Consider the following 17,190-nt stretch of genomic DNA (forward strand, 5'->3'; position numbering starts at 1 on the left):
GCACGGGGGTTAACGTACCCGATTGCCGATGGCTGCATCCCCACCCACTTTCCCGACCGAACACATGTCCGCCAACCGCCCCGTTGCAGCGCGCGCCGACACGGACGCCGCCCTCTCCCAATCCATCACGCCGGAACTGCGCACCTGGATCGTCGCGCAGGCGCAGGCAGGCTTCGGTGCGCCCGCCGTGCTGCAATCCATGCTCGACGCGGGCTGGAGCGAGGACGTGGCCACCTACGCGATGGAACACGTGCTGCGCGAGCACCTGGACGCGCTGGCGGTGCAGCAGGGCCAGCCGGCCGCCTCGCGCGTGCCCGAGCCGGACCTGGCGGAATCCCCCGGCAGCATCGACGTCGGCGACCGCCGCGTGGACGTGCTGATGGTCATGGCCCAGCCGCGCGTGGTGCTGTTCGGCAACCTGCTGTCGCCGGAGGAATGCGACGCCATCATCGATGCGGCCCGCCCCCGCATGGCCCGGTCGCTCACCGTCGCCACGCGCACGGGCGGCGAGGAGGTCAACGATGACCGCACGAGCAACGGCATGTTCTTCCAGCGCGAGGAAAACCCCATGGTGGCAAAGCTGGAGGCGCGCATCGCCCGGCTGGTGAACTGGCCCCTGGAGAACGGCGAGGGCCTGCAGGTGCTGCACTACCGGCCCGGCGCCGAATACAAGCCCCACTACGACTATTTCGACCCCGCGGAGCCCGGCACGCCGACCATCCTGCGCCGGGGCGGGCAGCGGGTGGCCACGATCGTCATCTACCTCAACGATCCGGAAAAGGGCGGTGGCACCACCTTCCCCGACGTGCATCTGGAGGTGGCTCCGCGCCGCGGGAACGCGGTGTTCTTCAGCTACGAACGCCCCCACCCTTCCACGCGCACGCTCCATGGCGGAGCCCCTGTCATCGCCGGCGACAAGTGGATCGCCACGAAATGGCTGCGCGAACGGCGCTTCGAATGATGCTGTCAAACACACCATGAACACTCCCGACCAATCCCAGCTGGGCCGCGTTTCCGGCTACGCCGACCAGTACGACGCCTCGCTGCTGTTCCCCCTGCCCCGCCAGCCCAAGCGCGACGAGATCGGCGTGACGGGAGCCCCGCCCTTTTTCGGGGCAGACCTGTGGACCGCCTTCGAGCTGTCATGGCTGAACCTGCGCGGCAAGCCGCAGGTCGCGCTCGCGCACATCACCGTTCCCTGCGAGACGCCCAACATCATCGAGAGCAAGTCGTTCAAGCTCTACCTGAACAGCTTCAACAACACGCGATTCGCGGATGCCGCGGAAGTGCAGGCGCGCATCCGGACGGACATCAGCGAGGCCGCGTGGCGCGGCTCGGACCGCCAGGCGACCGTGGGCGTGAAACTGGTGCTGCCCGAGATGTTCGACCGCGAGCCCGTGCAGGAACTCGACGGCCTGCTGCTGGACCGCCTGGACGTGGAGTGCACGCACTACACCCCCGCCCCGGAACTGCTGCATGCGAACCACGGCGAAGCCCCCGTCACGGAAACGCTCACCAGCCACCTGCTCAAGAGCAATTGCCTGGTGACGGGGCAGCCGGACTGGGGCAGCGTGCGCATCCAGTACAGCGGGGCCCAGATCGACCAGGCCGGCCTGCTGCAGTACCTGGTCAGCTTCCGCAACCACAACGAGTTCCACGAGCAGTGCGTGGAGCGCATCTTCATGGACCTGTGGACGCGTTGCCGCCCGATCAAGCTGTCGGTGTACGCGCGCTACACCCGGCGCGGCGGGCTGGACATCAATCCGCTGCGCACAAGCCATCCCCAGGCACTGCCGGCCAACATCCGCACGGCGCGGCAATAGGGTCAGTCGCCGGTACGCCGCAGCTGCTCGAGCCGCGCGGCGATGGCATCGACGTCGAGCGCGTCCTCGGCATGGGCCAGATAGGTTTCGAGGTCCGACACCGCCCCTTCCGCATGGCCGAGTTCAGCCCGTGCGAGGCCGCGGTCCCGCCACTCGCCCCAGGCATCGGGCAGCAGCAGCACCAGCCGTTCCTGCACGGCCGCGAGACGCCCCCAGTCCTGCTGGGACCGGTGGATTTCCTTCAGGTTGCGCAGCATGCGGGCAATGACCTCGCGGGCCGGGGCGGCCTGCAGGTAGAGCCCCAGGGGAACTTCGAAATCGTCCACCAGGCCGCTGCGCCGCCGGAACGGCTCCAGCCGCTCGGCCAGGTCTTCGCGGGACAGGGACTGGCCCGTGGTCGGGTCCAGCACCACCTGTCCACGCGGCAGCAGCACCTTGACCATGAAATGCCCGGGAAACGAGATGCCCCGCGCATGCAGCCCCAGCCCCTGCGCCAGTTCCATCCACAGCACGGCCAGGGAAATCGGAATGCCCCGGCGCGTACGGAGCACGGCGTTCAGATAGCTGTTGTCCGGGTCGTAGTAGTTGTTGACGTTGCCACCGAAGCCCAGGTCGTGGAAGAAGAACTGGTTGAGCGACCGCAGCCGCTGCAGCGACGAAGCATCCTCCGGCAACCGGCGACGCACACGCGCCAGCAACTGGTCCATGTCGCCAAGCAGCTGCTGCACGTCGAACTCGGGGTATTCGTCGTGGGCGATGCAGGCCGCGGCTTCCAGCAGGGGGAATTGTTCGTCGCTCTGCACGAGGGCGGCGAAGTATTCGAGCGGTGTCGGTAGGGAATAGCTCAGAGCCATGCCAGTGGTTGTACGGGCGTGCGCCGGGGGGCGTCAAGCAGACGCATTCCACGCATTGGTAAATTTTTTGTCGGGTTTCAGCGGCGCAGCAGCTGGCGCAGCTTCATCCCCGCCGCCCACAGCGCGCCAAAGTACAGCACCGCGGCCCCCGCCAGGAAAACCGCAAGCCACCCCACGCGCTGCGCCTCGTGGGCCCGCATCGCGATCCAGTCGATGTACCGGCTGGCCCAGATCAGGAAGATCGCCAGCAGGGCGCTGGCTGCCACGACCTGCAGCAGCAGGCGCCCCCAGCCGGGCTGCGGCTGGAAGCTGCCGCGGCGCAGCAGCCCGACCAGCAGCCACACGGCATTCACCAGCGCGCCCAGCCCGATGGACAGCGCCAGGCCCGCATGCTCCAGCGTCGGCACCAGGACGGCGTTGAGCAGCTGGGTCACGCACAGCACGGCCACCGCGATGCGCACGGGAGTGCGGATGTCCTGGCTGGCGTAGTAGCCGGGAGCAAGCACCTTGATGGCGACGAGGCCCAGCAACCCCACGCCGTAGCCGGCGAGCGCCAGGGCGATCTGCCCCACGTCGCCATCGTGCAGCGCGCCATGGTGGAACAGCGTGGCCACCAGCGGCTGCGCGAAGGTGAGCAGGGCCACGGCGCACGGCACGGACAGCACCACCACGATGCGAAGGCCCCAGTCCAGCATGGCGGAATACCGCTGCGCGTCGCCGGCGGCACGGGCGGCCGCCAGTTGCGGCGTGAGCACCACGCCCAGGGCGACGCCCAGCAGCGAGGTGGGGAACTCCATCAGGCGGTCCGCGTAGAACAGCCAGGTGACGCTGCCCGGGGCCAGGTAGGACGCGATCTGCGTGTTGATCATCAGGGAGATCTGCGCCACGCCCACGCCCAGCAGCGCCGGCCCCATGAGCGTGAGGATGCGCCGCACCCCGGGCGCCTGCCAGGCGGCCCGGACCGCGGCGGGCGACATGCCGATGCGCGGCAGCAGCCGCAGCCGGTGCAGCGCCGGCAGTTGCACGGCCAGTTGCGCGATCCCACCCAGCATCACCCCTCCCGCCATGGCGTAGATGGGCTCGATGCCGCGGGCGGCCAGTTGCGGCGCGCCCAGCCACGCGGCGAGGATCATGCAGAGGTTGAGCAGCACCGGCGTGGCCGCCGGCACGGCGAAACGCTTCCACGTATTGAGCACGCCGGCGGACAGCGCCACCAGCGACATGAAGCCGATGTAGGGGAACATCCAGCGCGTCATCAGCACGGCTGCGTCGTAGCCCTCCGGGTTCTGCCGCAGGCCGCTGGCCAGCAGCCAGACCAGCAGCGGCGCGCCCAGCACGCCCGCCAGGCAGGTGAAGAGCAGCACCCAGAAGAGCGTGGTCGCCACGCTCGAGATCAGCGCGCGCGTGGCGTCCTCGCCATGCTGCGCCCGGTGCGTGGCCAGCACGGGCACGAAGGCCTGGCTGAATGCCCCTTCGGCGAAGAGGCGGCGGAACAGGTTGGGAATGCGGAAAGCGACGTTGAAGGCGTCGGTGAGGGCGCTCGCGCCGAACATCGATGCCATGAGCAGATCGCGCGCCAGCCCCGTCACGCGGGAGGCCAGGGTCAGCAGGGAGACAGTGGAGGCGGCTTTGAACAGGGACACGGGCAGGAGTGTATGCGCTACGCACCGTGGCCCGCCGCCCCGCGGCAGGGGCAGGTGAAGCGCCCCGCGGCGGCCTGGGCTATAATTGCCGGCTTTGCTGACATCATCCTCAGACACCTAAGGAACACATCATGGCATCTGCCAAGCCCAAGAAAAAGAACCCCCGCCTCGCCTCCGGCCGCAAGCGCGCGCGCCAGGACGTGAAGCTGAACGCAGCCAACACCTCGCTGCGCTCGAAGTACCGCACCGCCGTCAAGAACGTCGAGAAGGCCGTCCTGGCCGGCGACAAGACGAAGGCCTCCGAACTGTTCGCCAAGATGCAGTCCGTGGTCGACACGATCGCCGACAAGGGCATCTTCCACAAGAACAAGGCCGCTCGCGACAAGAGCCGCCTGTCCGCCAAGGTGAAAGCCCTGGCACTGGCCGCCTGACCCTCTTCAGGCAAAACAGCCCGGGTGGCCCTGCCGCCCGCCGTTTGCAACGGGTGCGCTGTCAGCAAGAAAACGGAAAACCGCCTTCGGGCGGTTTTTTCGTTTCCGGCCCCTGCTGCGGCACGCAAAGTGGCACCAGGTGCGTATTGCCACTGTATTGATGGTCCCAATACCATGGACTGGGAAAACGAAGCTTGATTTTCGCAAAGGTTTTCACTTTGATGGGAGAATCCCGCTTCCAAAAATTTCTGTTTTCCGGTAGCAACGCACGGCCTGCCCATCCCTGACGGCAGGCTTTTTCGCGCGCTGCCTTCGTGCTCCATGAAAAAGATCCTCAAAGCCTTGTCCGGCACCCTGCTGGTGCTCGCCCTGGCCGCTGTACTGTTCCTGTACTGGCCCCTCTTCCCCCGCTCCGTCCCTCCCGCCGAAAACGACCAGCCCATCGATGTCGCGATGGTCGGCGCCGGCACCATGAGCACCACGCTGGCCACCTACCTGCAGGAGCTGCAGCCCGACTGGAAGATCCAGGTCTTCGAGCGCCTGGACGGCGTGGCCCTGGAAAGCTCCAATGGCTGGAACAACGCAGGCACGGGGCATTCCGGCTTCGCGGAACTGAACTACACGCCGCAGCTCCCCGACGGCTCCATCGAAACCAGGCGCGCGGTGGGCATCGCGGAGCAGTTCGAGGTGTCGCGCCAGTTCTGGGCGCACCAGATCGGCCGGGGCGCCATGCAGGCGCCGGGCACCTTCATCAACCCGACGCCCCACATGAGCTTCGTCTGGGGAGACGACAACATCGCCTACCTGCGCAAGCGCCATGCCGCGCTGGTCCGCAATCCGCTCTTCTACGGCATGCAGTACTCGGAGGACCAGGCACAGATCCGCCAGTGGGCTCCGCTGATGATCGAGGGTCGCGATCCGGCCCAGAAGGTGGCCGCCACCTACATGCCCCTGGGCACCGACGTGAACTACGGCGCGGTGACGAACCAGCTCATGGCGGGCCTGCGCAAGAACCCGAATTTCACGCTGAGCCTGCAGCACGAAGTGCGCGCGCTGCGCCAGAACGCCGACAAGACCTGGAACGTGACCGTGGCCCAGCTGGCCGAGGGCGGCAAGGAAAAGACCATCAAGGCCCGCTTCGTCTTCGTGGGCGCCGGCGGTGCGGCCCTCAAGCTGCTGCAGGCATCGGGCATTCCCGAGTCGAAGAACTACGCGGGCTTCCCCGTGGGCGGGCAGTTCCTCGCCACCGAGAACCCCGAACTCACCGCGCGCCATGACGTGAAGGCCTACGGCATCGCCTCGACCGGCTCCCCGCCGATGTCGGTTCCGCACATGGATGCGCGCAATCTGGACGGCAAGCCGGTCGTGCTCTTCGGGCCCTTCGCCCTGGCCACCACCAAGTTCCTGAAGCACGGCTCCTGGTTCGACCTGTTCTCTTCCGTCACGCACGACAACCTCGTGGGCATGCTGCGCGTGGGCATCCACAACCTCGACCTCGTGAAGTACCTGGTGCAGCAGGCGGAACTCACCGACGAGGACCGCTACAGGGAGCTGCAGGCCTACTTCCCGCAGGCCAGGCGCGAGGACTGGCGCCTGATCACCGCCGGGCAGCGCGTGCAGGTGATCAAGCGCGACCCGGAAAAAGGCGCGGTGCTGCAGTTCGGCACGGAAGTCGTGACGGATACCGACGGCACGATCGCGGCCCTGATGGGCGCCTCTCCCGGCGCATCGACGGCGCCCTACATCATGCTGAACCTGATGGCCAAGGCGTTCCCCCGGCAGATGACGGACGCCGGCTGGAAGCCGCGCCTGCAGCAGATCATCCCGTCGTATGGCAGCAAGATCAACGACAGCCCGGCCACGACCAACGAGATCAGGCGCATGACCAGCACGGCCCTGCACCTGCCCTACCTGGATGTTCCGGCCGGCCTCTCCCCGTCCGCCACGCCGCCGGCCGCCGTGGCACCGGCCGCTCCGCGCAACCAGAACAAGGAAATGCAGGCGCTCTGAGGCCGATGCCCAGGCGTACTGACTGAGCCGCGCTGGATGGCAATGCCGCCAGCGCGGCTTTTTTCATGCCGATCCGATGGCCGGCAGCCGTGCCCGGAGCACAGCGCGGCGGGCGAAGAAAAGCGCTCAGGCCTTGCCGGGAGCGGGGTTGCCGTCCGGCAGCAGGCAGGCCTCGGCCACCTGCAGGCCGTTGTCGCGCGCGAAATTCATGACGAAATCCCAGGCCATGGGTTCATGCGTCTGCAGGTCACGGTGGACCACCACGCACTTCACGCCATTCATGGTGGTGGGCACGCACCAGGGGGAATAGCTCAGGTGGCTGCCCGGCCGTGCGCCGCCGGGCCGGAACTGGCCCATGACGCCCGCCAGGCGCTCGGCCCAGTCGCTGGGGCGGAAGGTTTTCCCGTCGTGGGTGATGCCTTGGATGAAGACTTCTTTCGAGTTGGGGGAAACCATGGGGGATCGGGGGGTCGTGGAGGGAAGTCGCCGCAGGATCGCCGCCAGGCGCTACTGACCAGCATTCTAACTCTTATATAAGAGCTACCCACCCCAAAGACCCTGCCCCGGCCACCCCGCCGGCCCGCATGGCTGTGATGCGCAATCGTCAATGGCGCCGTCATGCCCTGCACCTAGAATCGTGCCTTCGCGCGCCGGGCGGCCTTCTCCCCGGACCGGCGCATTCTTTCCCGATACGCATCGAATGCCAGGAGATTTCCGCATGAGCGCTTCCGCCCAGCCCGCCTCGCCCCACGTGATGAACACCTATGGCCGCCTGCCGATCGCGCTCGAACGAGGCCAGGGCTGCAGGGTCTGGGACGTGGACGGCAAGCAGTACCTCGACGCGCTGGGCGGCATCGCAGTGAACACGCTGGGCCACAACCATGCAAAGCTCGTGCCTGCGCTGCAGGAGCAGGTGGCCAAGCTGATCCACAGTTCCAACTACTACCACGTGCCCCTGCAGGAGCGGCTCGCCGCCCAGCTGGTGGAGCGCTCCGGCATGACGAACGTGTTCTTCTGCAACTCCGGGCTGGAGGCCAACGAAGCCGCGCTCAAGCTGGCACGCAAGTACGGCCACGACAAGGGCATCGAGCGCCCGCAGATCGTGGTCTATGAGAAGGCTTTCCACGGTCGCTCCATCGCCACCCTGTCGGCCACCGGCAACCCGAAGGTGCAGGCCGGCTTCGGCCCTCTGGTCGAAGGCTTCATCCGCGTGCCGATGAATGACATCGAGGCCATCCGCAAGGCCACGGAAGGCAACCCGGACGTGGTGGCCGTGTTCTTCGAGACCATCCAGGGCGAAGGCGGCGTGAACCCGATGCGCGTCGAGTACCTGCAGCAACTGCGGCAGCTCTGCGACGAACGCGGCTGGCTGATGATGATCGACGAGGTGCAGTGCGGCATGGGCCGTACCGGCAAGTGGTTCGCGCACCAGTGGGCCGGCATCGTGCCGGACGTGATGCCGCTCGCCAAGGGCCTGGGCTCGGGCGTGCCGATCGGTGCGGTGGTGGCCGGCCCCAGGGCGGCAAGCATCTTCGCGCCGGGCAACCACGGCACAACCTTCGGCGGCAATCCGCTGGCCATGCGCGCGGGGGTGGAAACCATCCGCATCATGGAAGAAGAAGGCCTGCTGCAGAACGCGGCCGACGTGGGCGCCCACCTGAAGGCGGCCCTGCAGCGCGAGCTGGGCGGGTTGCCCGGGGTGAAGGAAATCCGCGGCCAGGGCCTGATGCTGGGCATCGAACTCGACCGGCCGTGCGGCGTGCTGGTGGGCCGTGCCGCCGAAGCCGGCCTGCTGCTGTCCGTCACCGCGGACAGCGTGATCCGCATGGTGCCCGCGCTCATCCTCACGCGCGAGGAAGCCGACGAGATCGTGTCCCTGCTCGCTCCGCTGGTCAAGGCCTTCCTGGCCGAATGAAAGCCGCCTCCCCCATGAAGCACTACCTGCAATTCAAGGACCTTTCCGCCGAGGAATACGCCTACCTGTTCGAGCGCGCGGCGGTCATCAAGGGCAAGTTCAAGAGCTACGAGAAGCACCATCCGCTCACGGACCGCACGCTGGCCATGATCTTCGAGAAGGCCAGCACGCGCACGCGCGTGAGCTTCGAGGCCGGCATGTACCAGCTCGGCGGCAGCGTGGTGCACCTCACCACGGGCGACAGCCAGCTCGGACGTGCCGAGCCCATCGAGGACAGCGCCAAGGTCATCAGCCGCATGGTGGACCTGGTGATGATCCGCACCTACGAGCAGACCAAGATCGAGCGCTTCGCTGCGCATTCGCGGGTGCCGGTCATCAACGGCCTGACCAACGAATTCCACCCCTGCCAGATCCTGGCGGACATCTTCACGTTCATCGAGCACCGCGGCTCCATCCAGGGCAGGACGGTGGCCTGGGTGGGCGACGGCAACAACATGGCCAACACCTGGCTGCAGGCGGCCGAACTCCTGGGCTTCACCGTGCACGTGAGCACGCCCTCGGGCTACGAAGTGGACAGCCGCATAGCGGGCGTGGCCACCGGATCCCACTACAAGGTGTTCGGCGACCCGCTGGAGGCCTGCCGCGGCGCCGACCTCATCACCACCGACGTGTGGACCAGCATGGGCTACGAGGCCGAGAACGAGGCCCGCAAGAAGGCCTTCGCCGACTGGTGCGTGGACGCCGAGATGATGGCCGCGGCGCGCCCGGACGCGCTGTTCATGCACTGCCTGCCGGCGCACCGCGGCGAGGAAGTGGAAGCCGACGTGATCGACGGCCCGCAATCCGTCGTCTGGGACGAGGCGGAAAACCGCATGCACGTGCAGAAGGCGCTGATGGAATACCTGCTGCTGGGCCGGATGGCCTGAAAAAGCGTTTCCACCGCGGCCCTGCCACCGCCATGGACTCCCGCCAGGACGCCCTGCTGGGCCGCTGGGAAACACTGGGCCGGTCGCTGTCCCGGCAGGGGCCCGCCTGGGCGGCAGAGGGACGGCGCCTGCTGCGCCACTGGTCGCTCTGGCCCCGCGCCTACCACGACACGCACCACCTGCGCGCCTGCCTGGACCACTGGGAGGCGGCGCTCATGGCTGCCGGGCCACAGCCCATGGAGGATCCGGAGGCCATCGCGCTCGCGCTCTGGTTCCACGACGCCGTCTATTGGCCCTGGTCGGGCCGCAACGAGGAACGCAGCGCGCGCTGGGCAGGCCGCTTCCTGCAGGGCCAGGGCCTGGGCACCGCGCGGGTGGAGACCGTGGAGCGGCACATCCTGGCGACGCGCCATGGAGCGGAACCGCATCCCGCTGGAGATGCCTGCTGGGTGGTGGACATCGACCTTGCCATCCTCGGGCAGCCTCCGGCGGTCTATGCCGAATTCGAGCGCAACGTGCGGTGCGAATACCGGTTCGTGCGCTGGCCGCGCTACCAGGCGGGGCGCTGCGCGGTCCTCCGGTCGTTCCTGGAACGGCCGGCCCTGTATGCCACGCCCTGGTTCCGCGAGCGCTACGAGGCCCAGGCGCGGGAGAATCTGCGGCATGCACTGGAGGTTCTGGGCCGGGGGATTTCTTCTAGGTAGCGGGCGTTCCTGCATCCAGATACCGGGGTCACAAGAGATAACAGTCCCTTCGCACACAGGTGACAACATCCACCTCCATACAGACAAGGAGGGAACATGCTCTTTTTCGATACGGAAGGGATGGTCGTGCGCGATCCCAAAATCAGGTCCTACCGGTTCACAACAATAGAGCGCACTGCGATGCAGGTGATTTCCGGCATCATCGTTCATCAGACGGGCGCAGCTACCGAAAAATCCACATTCAACAGTTATCGGCTGGCCAATGCGAACGGCGCCCACTTCCTGATCCTGAAGGACGGCACCATTTATCAAACGGCATCCGTGTTCAAGCGAACCAATCATGTAGGACCATTGAGGGCAAGGTGCTTGGCAGAACACCGCTGCACACCGTCGGAAATCAAGACCCTGAAGACTGCAACACCAACCACAACCCACCGCATCGAAATGCAAAAAGTTGTGCCTGGACGCTATCCGTCCAATAGTGACAGCATAGGAATAGAAATTGTCGGCTTAGCATCGCTTCCCCCTGGCGTCTCGATGCCACCCGGATTGAATGACCAACAGCAGAGGGCATTCATGGGCAATCGAGCAGTGTTTGAGCCGCTCACGTCGCAGCAACAGGCATCGCTGCGTTATTTAGTAGATGGGCTAACAAAAGCACTACGAATTCCATCCACCGAGATCCACAAGCACCCGGATGTAAGTCGGAAGAACGCTACCGAGGCGGCAACAGCGTCGTGGCAATGAAGATACATCCCATCGCGGTCACAGCCACCGCAGCCATGGCTTTGGGCACGGCGCTTGCCGCAGGTCGGCCGGCCCCGGAATTCTGGCGGGCACAACCATTGCGCCAGGTCACCATTGACCAGCCCGCAGCCCGCAGCTTCGGCCAGGGCCAATGCAGCCATCTGGTGCTCGACGAAAAGCGCCTGCGGTTTTTCCTGGCGCACGCCCGCGCGGGCACCCCGGAGCGCTACGACCAGGAGATGCTCGCCGATGACTGCAATGCCGAAGGCAGAGTGGAATTAAAGGACGGACGGCGGTTCAAGGTCTCCATCGACAACTGGACCGGCTGGGGCTCCATCAGCGATGACCGGAGCACGCAGTTCCTTTACTGCCGCAGCTGCACGGATATCCTGGAGCCGGGTTTCGGGTTCCAGCCGACCGGCCGCCGGGGAAGCGGCCGCAGGGATTGAGGCCCGCAGACAGGAGCCAGGAGCCGCAGGCTCAGGAAGAGGAGGCGCCCTGCTGCGGCCGGGAAGCCCCTGCGCCCTGGCTGCGCACCGGGGGGTGGAACACCACCGGCTGCCCATCGCCGCTGCCGGCCTGCGCCGGAGAGGTCGCGCAGCCGCCACCGCCACTGCTTCCGCAGCTGTCGCAGCCCCCGCAACCGGACGATGCCGCCAGCGCCGGATGGACTCCGCCCAGGCGGGCACGCCAGCGTGCGGGCATCCACTTCCAGGCGACATAGGCCGCGGCCAGGGCGACGGCCGCCGCGACGATCCATTCCTGCGCCGTCATGTTCATCCACCTCCGGAAGTCAGGGCGAGCGCCACGCGGTAGGTGACGAAGCTCGCGGCATAGGCCAGCGCGAACAGGTAGGCCGCCATGATGAGCGGATAGCGCCAGCTGTTGGTTTCACGCCGCACGGCGGCGATGGTGGAAATGCACTGGGGTGCGAACACGAACCACACCAGCAGGGACAGTGCCGTGGCGAGCGACCAGGTCTGGCCGATCAGCGTGCCCAGTTGCGCCGCCGCCTCCTCGCCCGTGGCGGACAGCGCATAGACGGTGCCGAGCGCGCTCACGGCGACTTCGCGCGCGGCCATGCCGGGCACCAGGGCGATCGCGATCTGCCAGTTGAAGCCGATGGGTGCGACCAGGGGCTCCAGGAAGGCGCCGATGCGGCCGGCGAAGCTGTAGCCGATGGCTGCACCCGTGGCGCCGTCCGGCGGCGCCGGATAGCTGGAAAGGAACCACAGCAGGATGGTCACCGCCAGGATGATGCCGCCCACGCGCTTGAGGAAGATCATCGCGCGCTCGTACAGGCCCTGTGCCAGGCCCCGCAGGCTGGGCCAGCGGTAGGCGGGCAGTTCCATGAGCAGCGGCGTCGCGCCCTGCTGGCGCCGCGCCAGGCGGGCCACGGCCGCCACGGCCATGGCACTCGCGATGCCGCCGGCGTACAGCGCGAACAGCACCAGGCCCTGCAGGTTGAACACGCCGGCCACCGCGCGCTCGGGAATGAACGCGCCGATCAGCAGGGCATAGACCGGCAGCCGCGCCGAGCAGGTCATGAGCGGCGCGATCATGATGGTCACCAGCCGGTCGCGCCAGTGGGTGATGGAGCGCGTGGCCATCACGCCCGGAACGGCGCAGGCGAAGCTGGAGAGCAGCGGGATGAAGGAGCGCCCCGACAGGCCGACCGTGCCCATGACGCGGTCCAGCAGGAACGCGGCGCGGGGCAGGTAGCCGGAGTCTTCCAGCGCGAGGATGAAAAGGAACAGGATCAGGATCTGCGGCAGGAAGACCAGCACGCCTCCCGTGCCGGCCAGGATGCCGTCGGTGAGCAGGCTGCGCAGCGGCCCTTCGGCCATGTGGGCGTTGATCCAGCCCGACAGCGCCGCCACACCGTCCTCGATGAGGCCCTTGGGGGCCTCGGCCCAGCTGAAGACGGCCTGGAACATGAGGAACAGGGTCACGGCCAGGAGCACCAGGCCCCAGAACGGATGGAGCACCACCGCATCGATGCGGTCGTCCGCGCGCAGGCTGGCGGCCGCAGGCTCGCGCACGGCCGCCGACATGATCCGCCGCACTTCCTGGTGCAGCTGCATAGCGCGCTCGGACGCGGAAGCCGGGCCCTCCCCCGCGACAACGGAGGCGGTGGGCAGCGGTGGCGTGGCCGTATCCAGCCAGCCCAGCAGTTCCCGCGCGCCGTCGCTGCGCACGCCGACCGTGGAGATCACCGGCATGCCGAGCTCCCGCGACAGCGCCTCGCGGTCGATGGAGATGCCCTGGCGCTCGGCCATGTCGCTCATGTTGAGCGCCAGCACCATGGGCAGGCCGAGCGCGCGGGCTTCCAGCACCAGCCGCAGGTTGAGCCGCAGGTGCGTGGCATCGGTCACGCACACGAGCAGGTCGGGCAGGGCCTCACCCGCGCGGCGTCCGGTGACGATGTCGCGCGTGACGGCTTCGTCCAGGCTGTGGGCGTTCAGGCTGTAGGCGCCGGGCAGGTCGAGCACTCGCAGGCGCCGCCCGCCCGCCGTCTGCAGGTGGCCTTCCTTGCGCTCCACGGTCACGCCCGCGTAGTTGGCGACCTTCTGGCGGGCGCCGGTCAGCAGGTTGAAAAGCGCGGTCTTCCCGCAGTTGGGATTGCCCAGCAGGGCGATGCGCAGCGGCTGGGCGCCGGAGGTCGAAGCCTGCGCCGTCATGCCGAGGCCTCCCCGGGTTGCACCTGGACCAAGGCCGCCTCATGGCGCCGCAGGGCGAAGGTGGCCTGCCCGATGCGGACGGCGAGGGGATCGCCTCCGGGAAAGCCGCTGGCCACGATGCGCACGGGCTCGCCCGGCAGGAAGCCGATTTCCATGAGGCGCTGCACGATCGCCTGCTCGCGCTCGTCGCGCGCCGGCTGAAGGGATGCCACGTGCGCGGCCACCCGGCGCGGCAGCTGGTCCAGCCCCATGGGCGCGTGCGGGGAGGAAGGCCGGGCGTGCGCGAGCCCGGCCGCATCGTCAGCGGACATCTTCATGGGAGCTATTGTTAGCAATGATATTAATTCTCATTCTACCTGGCAGAACCTTGTGGGCCTTGCGATGGATCACAGACCCCTATCGCGCACAAAGGTTCTCGCACGGCCGGGATTTTCTCTCGTCCGGGCGCCGCCCGCGCCATGCGCCGCGCGGCATGCGGGCGAGCCGCGGCACAATCGCCCCGCCATGAGCCTTCACCCCTGCCTGACGTGCGGCGCCTGCTGCGCGAGTTTCCGCGTCGATTTCTCGGTGTACGAGTCGCAGGAGGAAGGCGGCTGCGTGCCCGCCGGGCTCGTGGTGGAAGTGAATGCCGGCCTGCGCCGCATGCGGGGCACCGACCACACGGCGCCGCGCTGCGCCGCGTTGTCCGGACAGGTGGGCACGCGGGCTGCCTGCGGCATCTATGAATGGCGCCCTTCGCCCTGCCGTGAATTCGAGGCGGGCAGCGGCGCCTGCGCGCAGGCCCGGCGGCGCCACGGCATGGCGCCGCTTCCGGACGGCTTCGTCCTTTAGCCTGAGTCAGGGCACGGGCAGGCCGCCGATGCGCCCCTTGAATTCCTGCAGCGAGAAGTAGCTGTGCACCCGGCGCACGCCGGGCAGGCGGTGCAGGCGGTTCTGCAGCAGTTCGGAATAGGCGTCGAGGTCGCGGGCGACGACCACCAGCATGAAATCCTCCGGTCCGGAGATGCCGTGGAACATGACCACCTCGGGGATGGCGCACACCGCCTCCTCGAAAGGCAGGGACGACGCTTCGGTCTGGTGGTCGATGCCGATCATCACGAACACCATCACCCCCAGGCCGAGCGCGCGCCGGTTGAGGGTGGCGTGGTAGCCCGCGATCACGCCGTCTTCTTCGAGGCGCTTCACGCGGCGCCAGCACGGGGATTGCGAGAGATGGGCCATCTGGGCCAGTTCGCCGGATGTCAGCCGGGCGTTGTCCTGCAGGGCCGATACCAGTTGCCGGTCCGTGCGATCCAGTTCGGTTTGCATAGATATTCCCCCAAGGCGCCGAAATGGGAAGGATTTTCCAATTTTCCGGCATGTAGGGATTAAACGACACCACGCGGGTGTGGGCTGCCTAGGATGCGCGCGTTGGCGGTGTTGCCGCCGCAAGGAGCCTTCCCCATGACCACGCCCCGCTCTCTTTGGGATATTTCCGCACCGGTGCATGCCGGCAGCCCGGTGTTTCCCGGCGACACGGCCTATGCGCAGCAGTGGTGCGCCACCATCGGGCCGCAGTGCCCGGTCAACGTGAGCGCGGTGACGATGTCGCCCCACGTGGGCACGCATGCGGATGCGCCCCTGCACTACGACCCGCAGGGCGCATCGATCGGCGACGTATCCCTGGACGCTTTCATCGGGCCCTGCCGCGTGATCCACGCGATCGGCAAGGGCCCGCTGGTCGCATGGGAGCACATCGCCCACGCACTGCGCGCCGACCGGCCCGCCGTGCCGCGGCGCATCCTGGTGCGCACCTACGAACGCATGCCGGTGGACCGCTGGGATGCCGCGCTGGCCGCCTACGCACCGGACACCATCGAGCGCCTGGCCGACCTGGGCGTGGTCCTGGTGGGCATCGACACCGCCAGCATCGACCCCGCCGACAGCAAGTCGCTGGACAGCCACCAGGTGATCCGCCGGCGCGGGCTGCGGGTGCTGGAGAACCTCGTGCTCGATGCGGTTCCGGAGGGCGACTACGAACTCATCGCCCTGCCCCTGAAGCTCGCCACCGCGGACGCCTCGCCCGTGCGCGCCGTGCTGCGGGCGCTGGCCTGACACGGGCTGCCCGCCTTATCCATTCCCGATCCTTCCCTGCCCTTCACCATGACCACACTCGAAGACTGCCGCGCACTGGATGCGCACGACCCGCTGCGCGTCCTGCGCGGCCATTTCCAGCTGCCCGACGGGGTGATCTACCTGGACGGCAACTCCCTGGGCGTGCTGCCGAAGGCCACCCCCGCGCGCATCGCCGAGGTGGTGGCGCAGGAATGGGGCACCGACCTGATCCGCTCCTGGAACAGCGCCAGCTGGTTCGACCTGCCGCAGCGCCTGGGAGACCAGCTCGCGCCGCTGATCGGCGCGGGCCAGGGCGAGGTGGTCTGCACCGACAGCACCTCCATCAACCTCTACAAGGTATTGAGCGCCGCATTGAACATCGCCCGCGAGGACGCACCCGCGCGCCGCCGCATCGTGAGCGAGCGCAGCAACTTTCCCACCGATCTCTACATCGCCGAAGGCCTGTGCCGCGAGCGCGGCCTGGAGCTGGTGCTGGTGGAGCCCGAAGAGATCGCCGCCGCGCTCACCGCCGACGTGGCGGTGCTGATGCTCACGCACGTCAATTACCGCACGGGCGCGATGCACGACATGGCTGCCGTCACCGCCGCGGCGCACGCGCAGGGCATTCTCTGCGTGTGGGACCTCGCGCACAGCGCCGGTGCGGTGCCGGTGGACCTGCGCGGTGCGGGCGCGGACTTCTCGATCGGCTGCGGCTACAAGTACCTCAATGGCGGCCCCGGCGCACCGGCCTTCGTCTGGGTGCATCCGCGCCATGCCGGCCGCTTCTGGCAGCCCCTGTCGGGCTGGTGGGGCCACGCAGCGCCGTTCGCGTTCACGCCGGACTACCAGCCGGCCCCCGGCATCGCACGCTACCTGTGCGGCACCCAGCCCATCATCAGCCTCTCGGCACTGCAATGCGGGCTGGACGTGTTCACCGCCGCGCAGCCGCTGGGCGGCATGCAGGCGCTGCGCGCGAAATCGCTGGCGCTGACGGACCTGTTCATCCGCCTGGTGGAAGAGCGCTGCGCAGGCCACGGCCTGGGCCTGGCGACACCCCGCGAGCACGCACGGCGCGGCTCCCAGGTGTGCCTGACGCGCGATGAAGGACAGGGCGTGGACGGCCGGGGCAGCGGCGCCTATGCCATCGTGCAGGCGCTGATCGCGCGCGGGGTGATCGGCGACTTCCGCAAGGGCGACGGCGGCCAGGGGCCGCACAAGGACATCCTGCGCTTCGGCCTCACCCCGCTCTACCTCGGCTTCGAGGACGTGTGGAATGCCGTGGAGCACCTGCGCGCCGTCCTGGACGGCGGCGAGTGGCGCCGCCCCGAGTTCAACCAGCAACACGCCGTGACCTGAAGGCCG

19 protein-coding genes are annotated in these 17,190 nt (G+C 67.9%); 12 read left to right on the top strand and 7 right to left on the bottom strand.

All coding sequences use genetic code 11. The annotated features are described in order from the left end of the window. The first annotated feature begins 64 nt into the window (after positions 1-64). Positions 65-961, top strand: coding sequence for a 2OG-Fe(II) oxygenase (locus T336_RS0104735; protein ID WP_019703660.1), 897 nt, complete (start codon positions 65-67; stop codon positions 959-961). Positions 962-977: 16 nt separating this feature from the next. After that, positions 978-1,823: an NADPH-dependent 7-cyano-7-deazaguanine reductase QueF gene (gene queF / locus T336_RS0104740; protein ID WP_013593643.1), complete on the top strand. Its 846-nt coding sequence runs from the start codon at positions 978-980 to the stop codon at positions 1,821-1,823. Positions 1,824-1,825: 2 nt separating this feature from the next. Here the strand turns inward: queF and T336_RS0104745 are convergent, their stop codons facing one another. Beyond that, positions 1,826-2,677 carry a SirB1 family protein gene (locus T336_RS0104745; protein ID WP_013593642.1) on the bottom strand — a complete coding sequence of 284 codons (852 nt, stop codon included), beginning with the start codon at positions 2,675-2,677 and terminating at the stop codon, positions 1,826-1,828. Positions 2,678-2,754: 77 nt separating this feature from the next. Then, entirely contained in the window at positions 2,755-4,320 is a 1,566-nt protein-coding gene (gene murJ / locus T336_RS0104750) for a murein biosynthesis integral membrane protein MurJ (protein WP_026431674.1), read from the bottom strand. A gap of 131 nt (positions 4,321-4,451) precedes the next feature. Here murJ and rpsT point away from each other — a divergent pair, with 131 nt between their 5' ends. Then, on the top strand, positions 4,452-4,751 hold the full coding sequence (rpsT, locus tag T336_RS0104755; RefSeq protein WP_011794312.1) for a 30S ribosomal protein S20: 300 nt from the start codon (positions 4,452-4,454) through the stop codon (positions 4,749-4,751). Between the two features lie 321 nt (positions 4,752-5,072). Then, positions 5,073-6,761: a malate dehydrogenase (quinone) gene (gene mqo, locus T336_RS0104760; protein WP_026431675.1), complete on the top strand. Its 1,689-nt coding sequence runs from the start codon at positions 5,073-5,075 to the stop codon at positions 6,759-6,761. Positions 6,762-6,887: 126 nt separating this feature from the next. On the opposite strand, the gene T336_RS0104765 is transcribed toward mqo, so the two are convergent. After that, complete coding sequence (locus T336_RS0104765) at positions 6,888-7,217, bottom strand: DUF3579 domain-containing protein (protein ID WP_013593639.1); 330 nt, start codon at positions 7,215-7,217, stop codon at positions 6,888-6,890. 262 nt (positions 7,218-7,479) lie between these two features. On the opposite strand from T336_RS0104765, the gene T336_RS0104770 reads away from it, so the two are divergent. The 5 genes from T336_RS0104770 (at position 7,480) to T336_RS0104785 (ending at position 11,502) form a co-directional block, all read left to right on the top strand. Further along, positions 7,480-8,676, top strand: coding sequence for an aspartate aminotransferase family protein (locus T336_RS0104770; RefSeq protein WP_026431676.1), 1,197 nt, complete (start codon positions 7,480-7,482; stop codon positions 8,674-8,676). Next, positions 8,673-9,602, top strand: a complete 930-nt coding sequence (argF, locus tag T336_RS0104775) for an ornithine carbamoyltransferase (RefSeq protein WP_019703657.1) — start codon at positions 8,673-8,675, stop codon at positions 9,600-9,602. The genes T336_RS0104770 and argF overlap by 4 nt, the downstream gene beginning before the upstream one ends. Positions 9,603-9,634: 32 nt before the next feature. Beyond that, complete coding sequence (locus T336_RS0104780) at positions 9,635-10,306, top strand: HD domain-containing protein (RefSeq protein WP_026431677.1); 672 nt, start codon at positions 9,635-9,637, stop codon at positions 10,304-10,306. A gap of 96 nt (positions 10,307-10,402) precedes the next feature. Then, complete coding sequence (locus T336_RS25930) at positions 10,403-11,053, top strand: peptidoglycan recognition protein family protein (protein WP_084151367.1); 651 nt, start codon at positions 10,403-10,405, stop codon at positions 11,051-11,053. Positions 11,054-11,088: 35 nt separating this feature from the next. After that, positions 11,089-11,502, top strand: coding sequence for a hypothetical protein (locus T336_RS0104785; protein ID WP_244883869.1), 414 nt, complete (start codon positions 11,089-11,091; stop codon positions 11,500-11,502). A gap of 31 nt (positions 11,503-11,533) precedes the next feature. Here T336_RS0104785 and T336_RS0104790 read toward each other — a convergent pair whose 3' ends face one another. Genes T336_RS0104790 through T336_RS0104800 form a run of 3 tightly spaced genes read right to left on the bottom strand, consistent with a single transcriptional unit; the run spans position 11,534 to position 14,051 of the window. Then, positions 11,534-11,827 carry a hypothetical protein gene (locus tag T336_RS0104790; protein ID WP_026431679.1) on the bottom strand — a complete coding sequence of 98 codons (294 nt, stop codon included), beginning with the start codon at positions 11,825-11,827 and terminating at the stop codon, positions 11,534-11,536. A gap of 2 nt (positions 11,828-11,829) precedes the next feature. After that, the gene (gene feoB / locus T336_RS0104795; protein WP_026431680.1) at positions 11,830-13,734 is read right to left on the bottom strand and encodes a ferrous iron transporter B; all 1,905 of its coding nucleotides are present in this window, start codon (positions 13,732-13,734) and stop codon (positions 11,830-11,832) included. Next, entirely contained in the window at positions 13,731-14,051 is a 321-nt protein-coding gene (locus tag T336_RS0104800) for a FeoA family protein (RefSeq protein ID WP_019703652.1), read from the bottom strand. Before T336_RS0104800 ends, feoB begins: the two co-directional genes overlap by 4 nt. 187 nt (positions 14,052-14,238) lie before the next feature. Here T336_RS0104800 and T336_RS0104805 point away from each other — a divergent pair, with 187 nt between their 5' ends. Then, positions 14,239-14,565 carry a YkgJ family cysteine cluster protein gene (locus tag T336_RS0104805; protein ID WP_026431681.1) on the top strand — a complete coding sequence of 109 codons (327 nt, stop codon included), beginning with the start codon at positions 14,239-14,241 and terminating at the stop codon, positions 14,563-14,565. A gap of 6 nt (positions 14,566-14,571) precedes the next feature. Here T336_RS0104805 and T336_RS0104810 read toward each other — a convergent pair whose 3' ends face one another. Beyond that, positions 14,572-15,042: an Lrp/AsnC family transcriptional regulator gene (locus T336_RS0104810; protein ID WP_019703650.1), complete on the bottom strand. Its 471-nt coding sequence runs from the start codon at positions 15,040-15,042 to the stop codon at positions 14,572-14,574. 135 nt (positions 15,043-15,177) lie between these two features. On the opposite strand from T336_RS0104810, the gene kynB reads away from it, so the two are divergent. Together kynB and kynU are read left to right on the top strand one after the other, a co-directional pair. Beyond that, positions 15,178-15,828, top strand: a complete 651-nt coding sequence (gene kynB, locus T336_RS0104815) for an arylformamidase (RefSeq protein ID WP_026431682.1) — start codon at positions 15,178-15,180, stop codon at positions 15,826-15,828. Between the two features lie 48 nt (positions 15,829-15,876). Beyond that, positions 15,877-17,184, top strand: a complete 1,308-nt coding sequence (gene kynU / locus T336_RS0104820; protein ID WP_026431683.1) for a kynureninase — start codon at positions 15,877-15,879, stop codon at positions 17,182-17,184. Positions 17,185-17,190: the final 6 nt, after the last annotated feature.

This window comes from Paracidovorax oryzae ATCC 19882, assembly GCF_000687165.1.
Lineage (GTDB): Bacteria > Pseudomonadota > Gammaproteobacteria > Burkholderiales > Burkholderiaceae_C > Paracidovorax > Paracidovorax oryzae.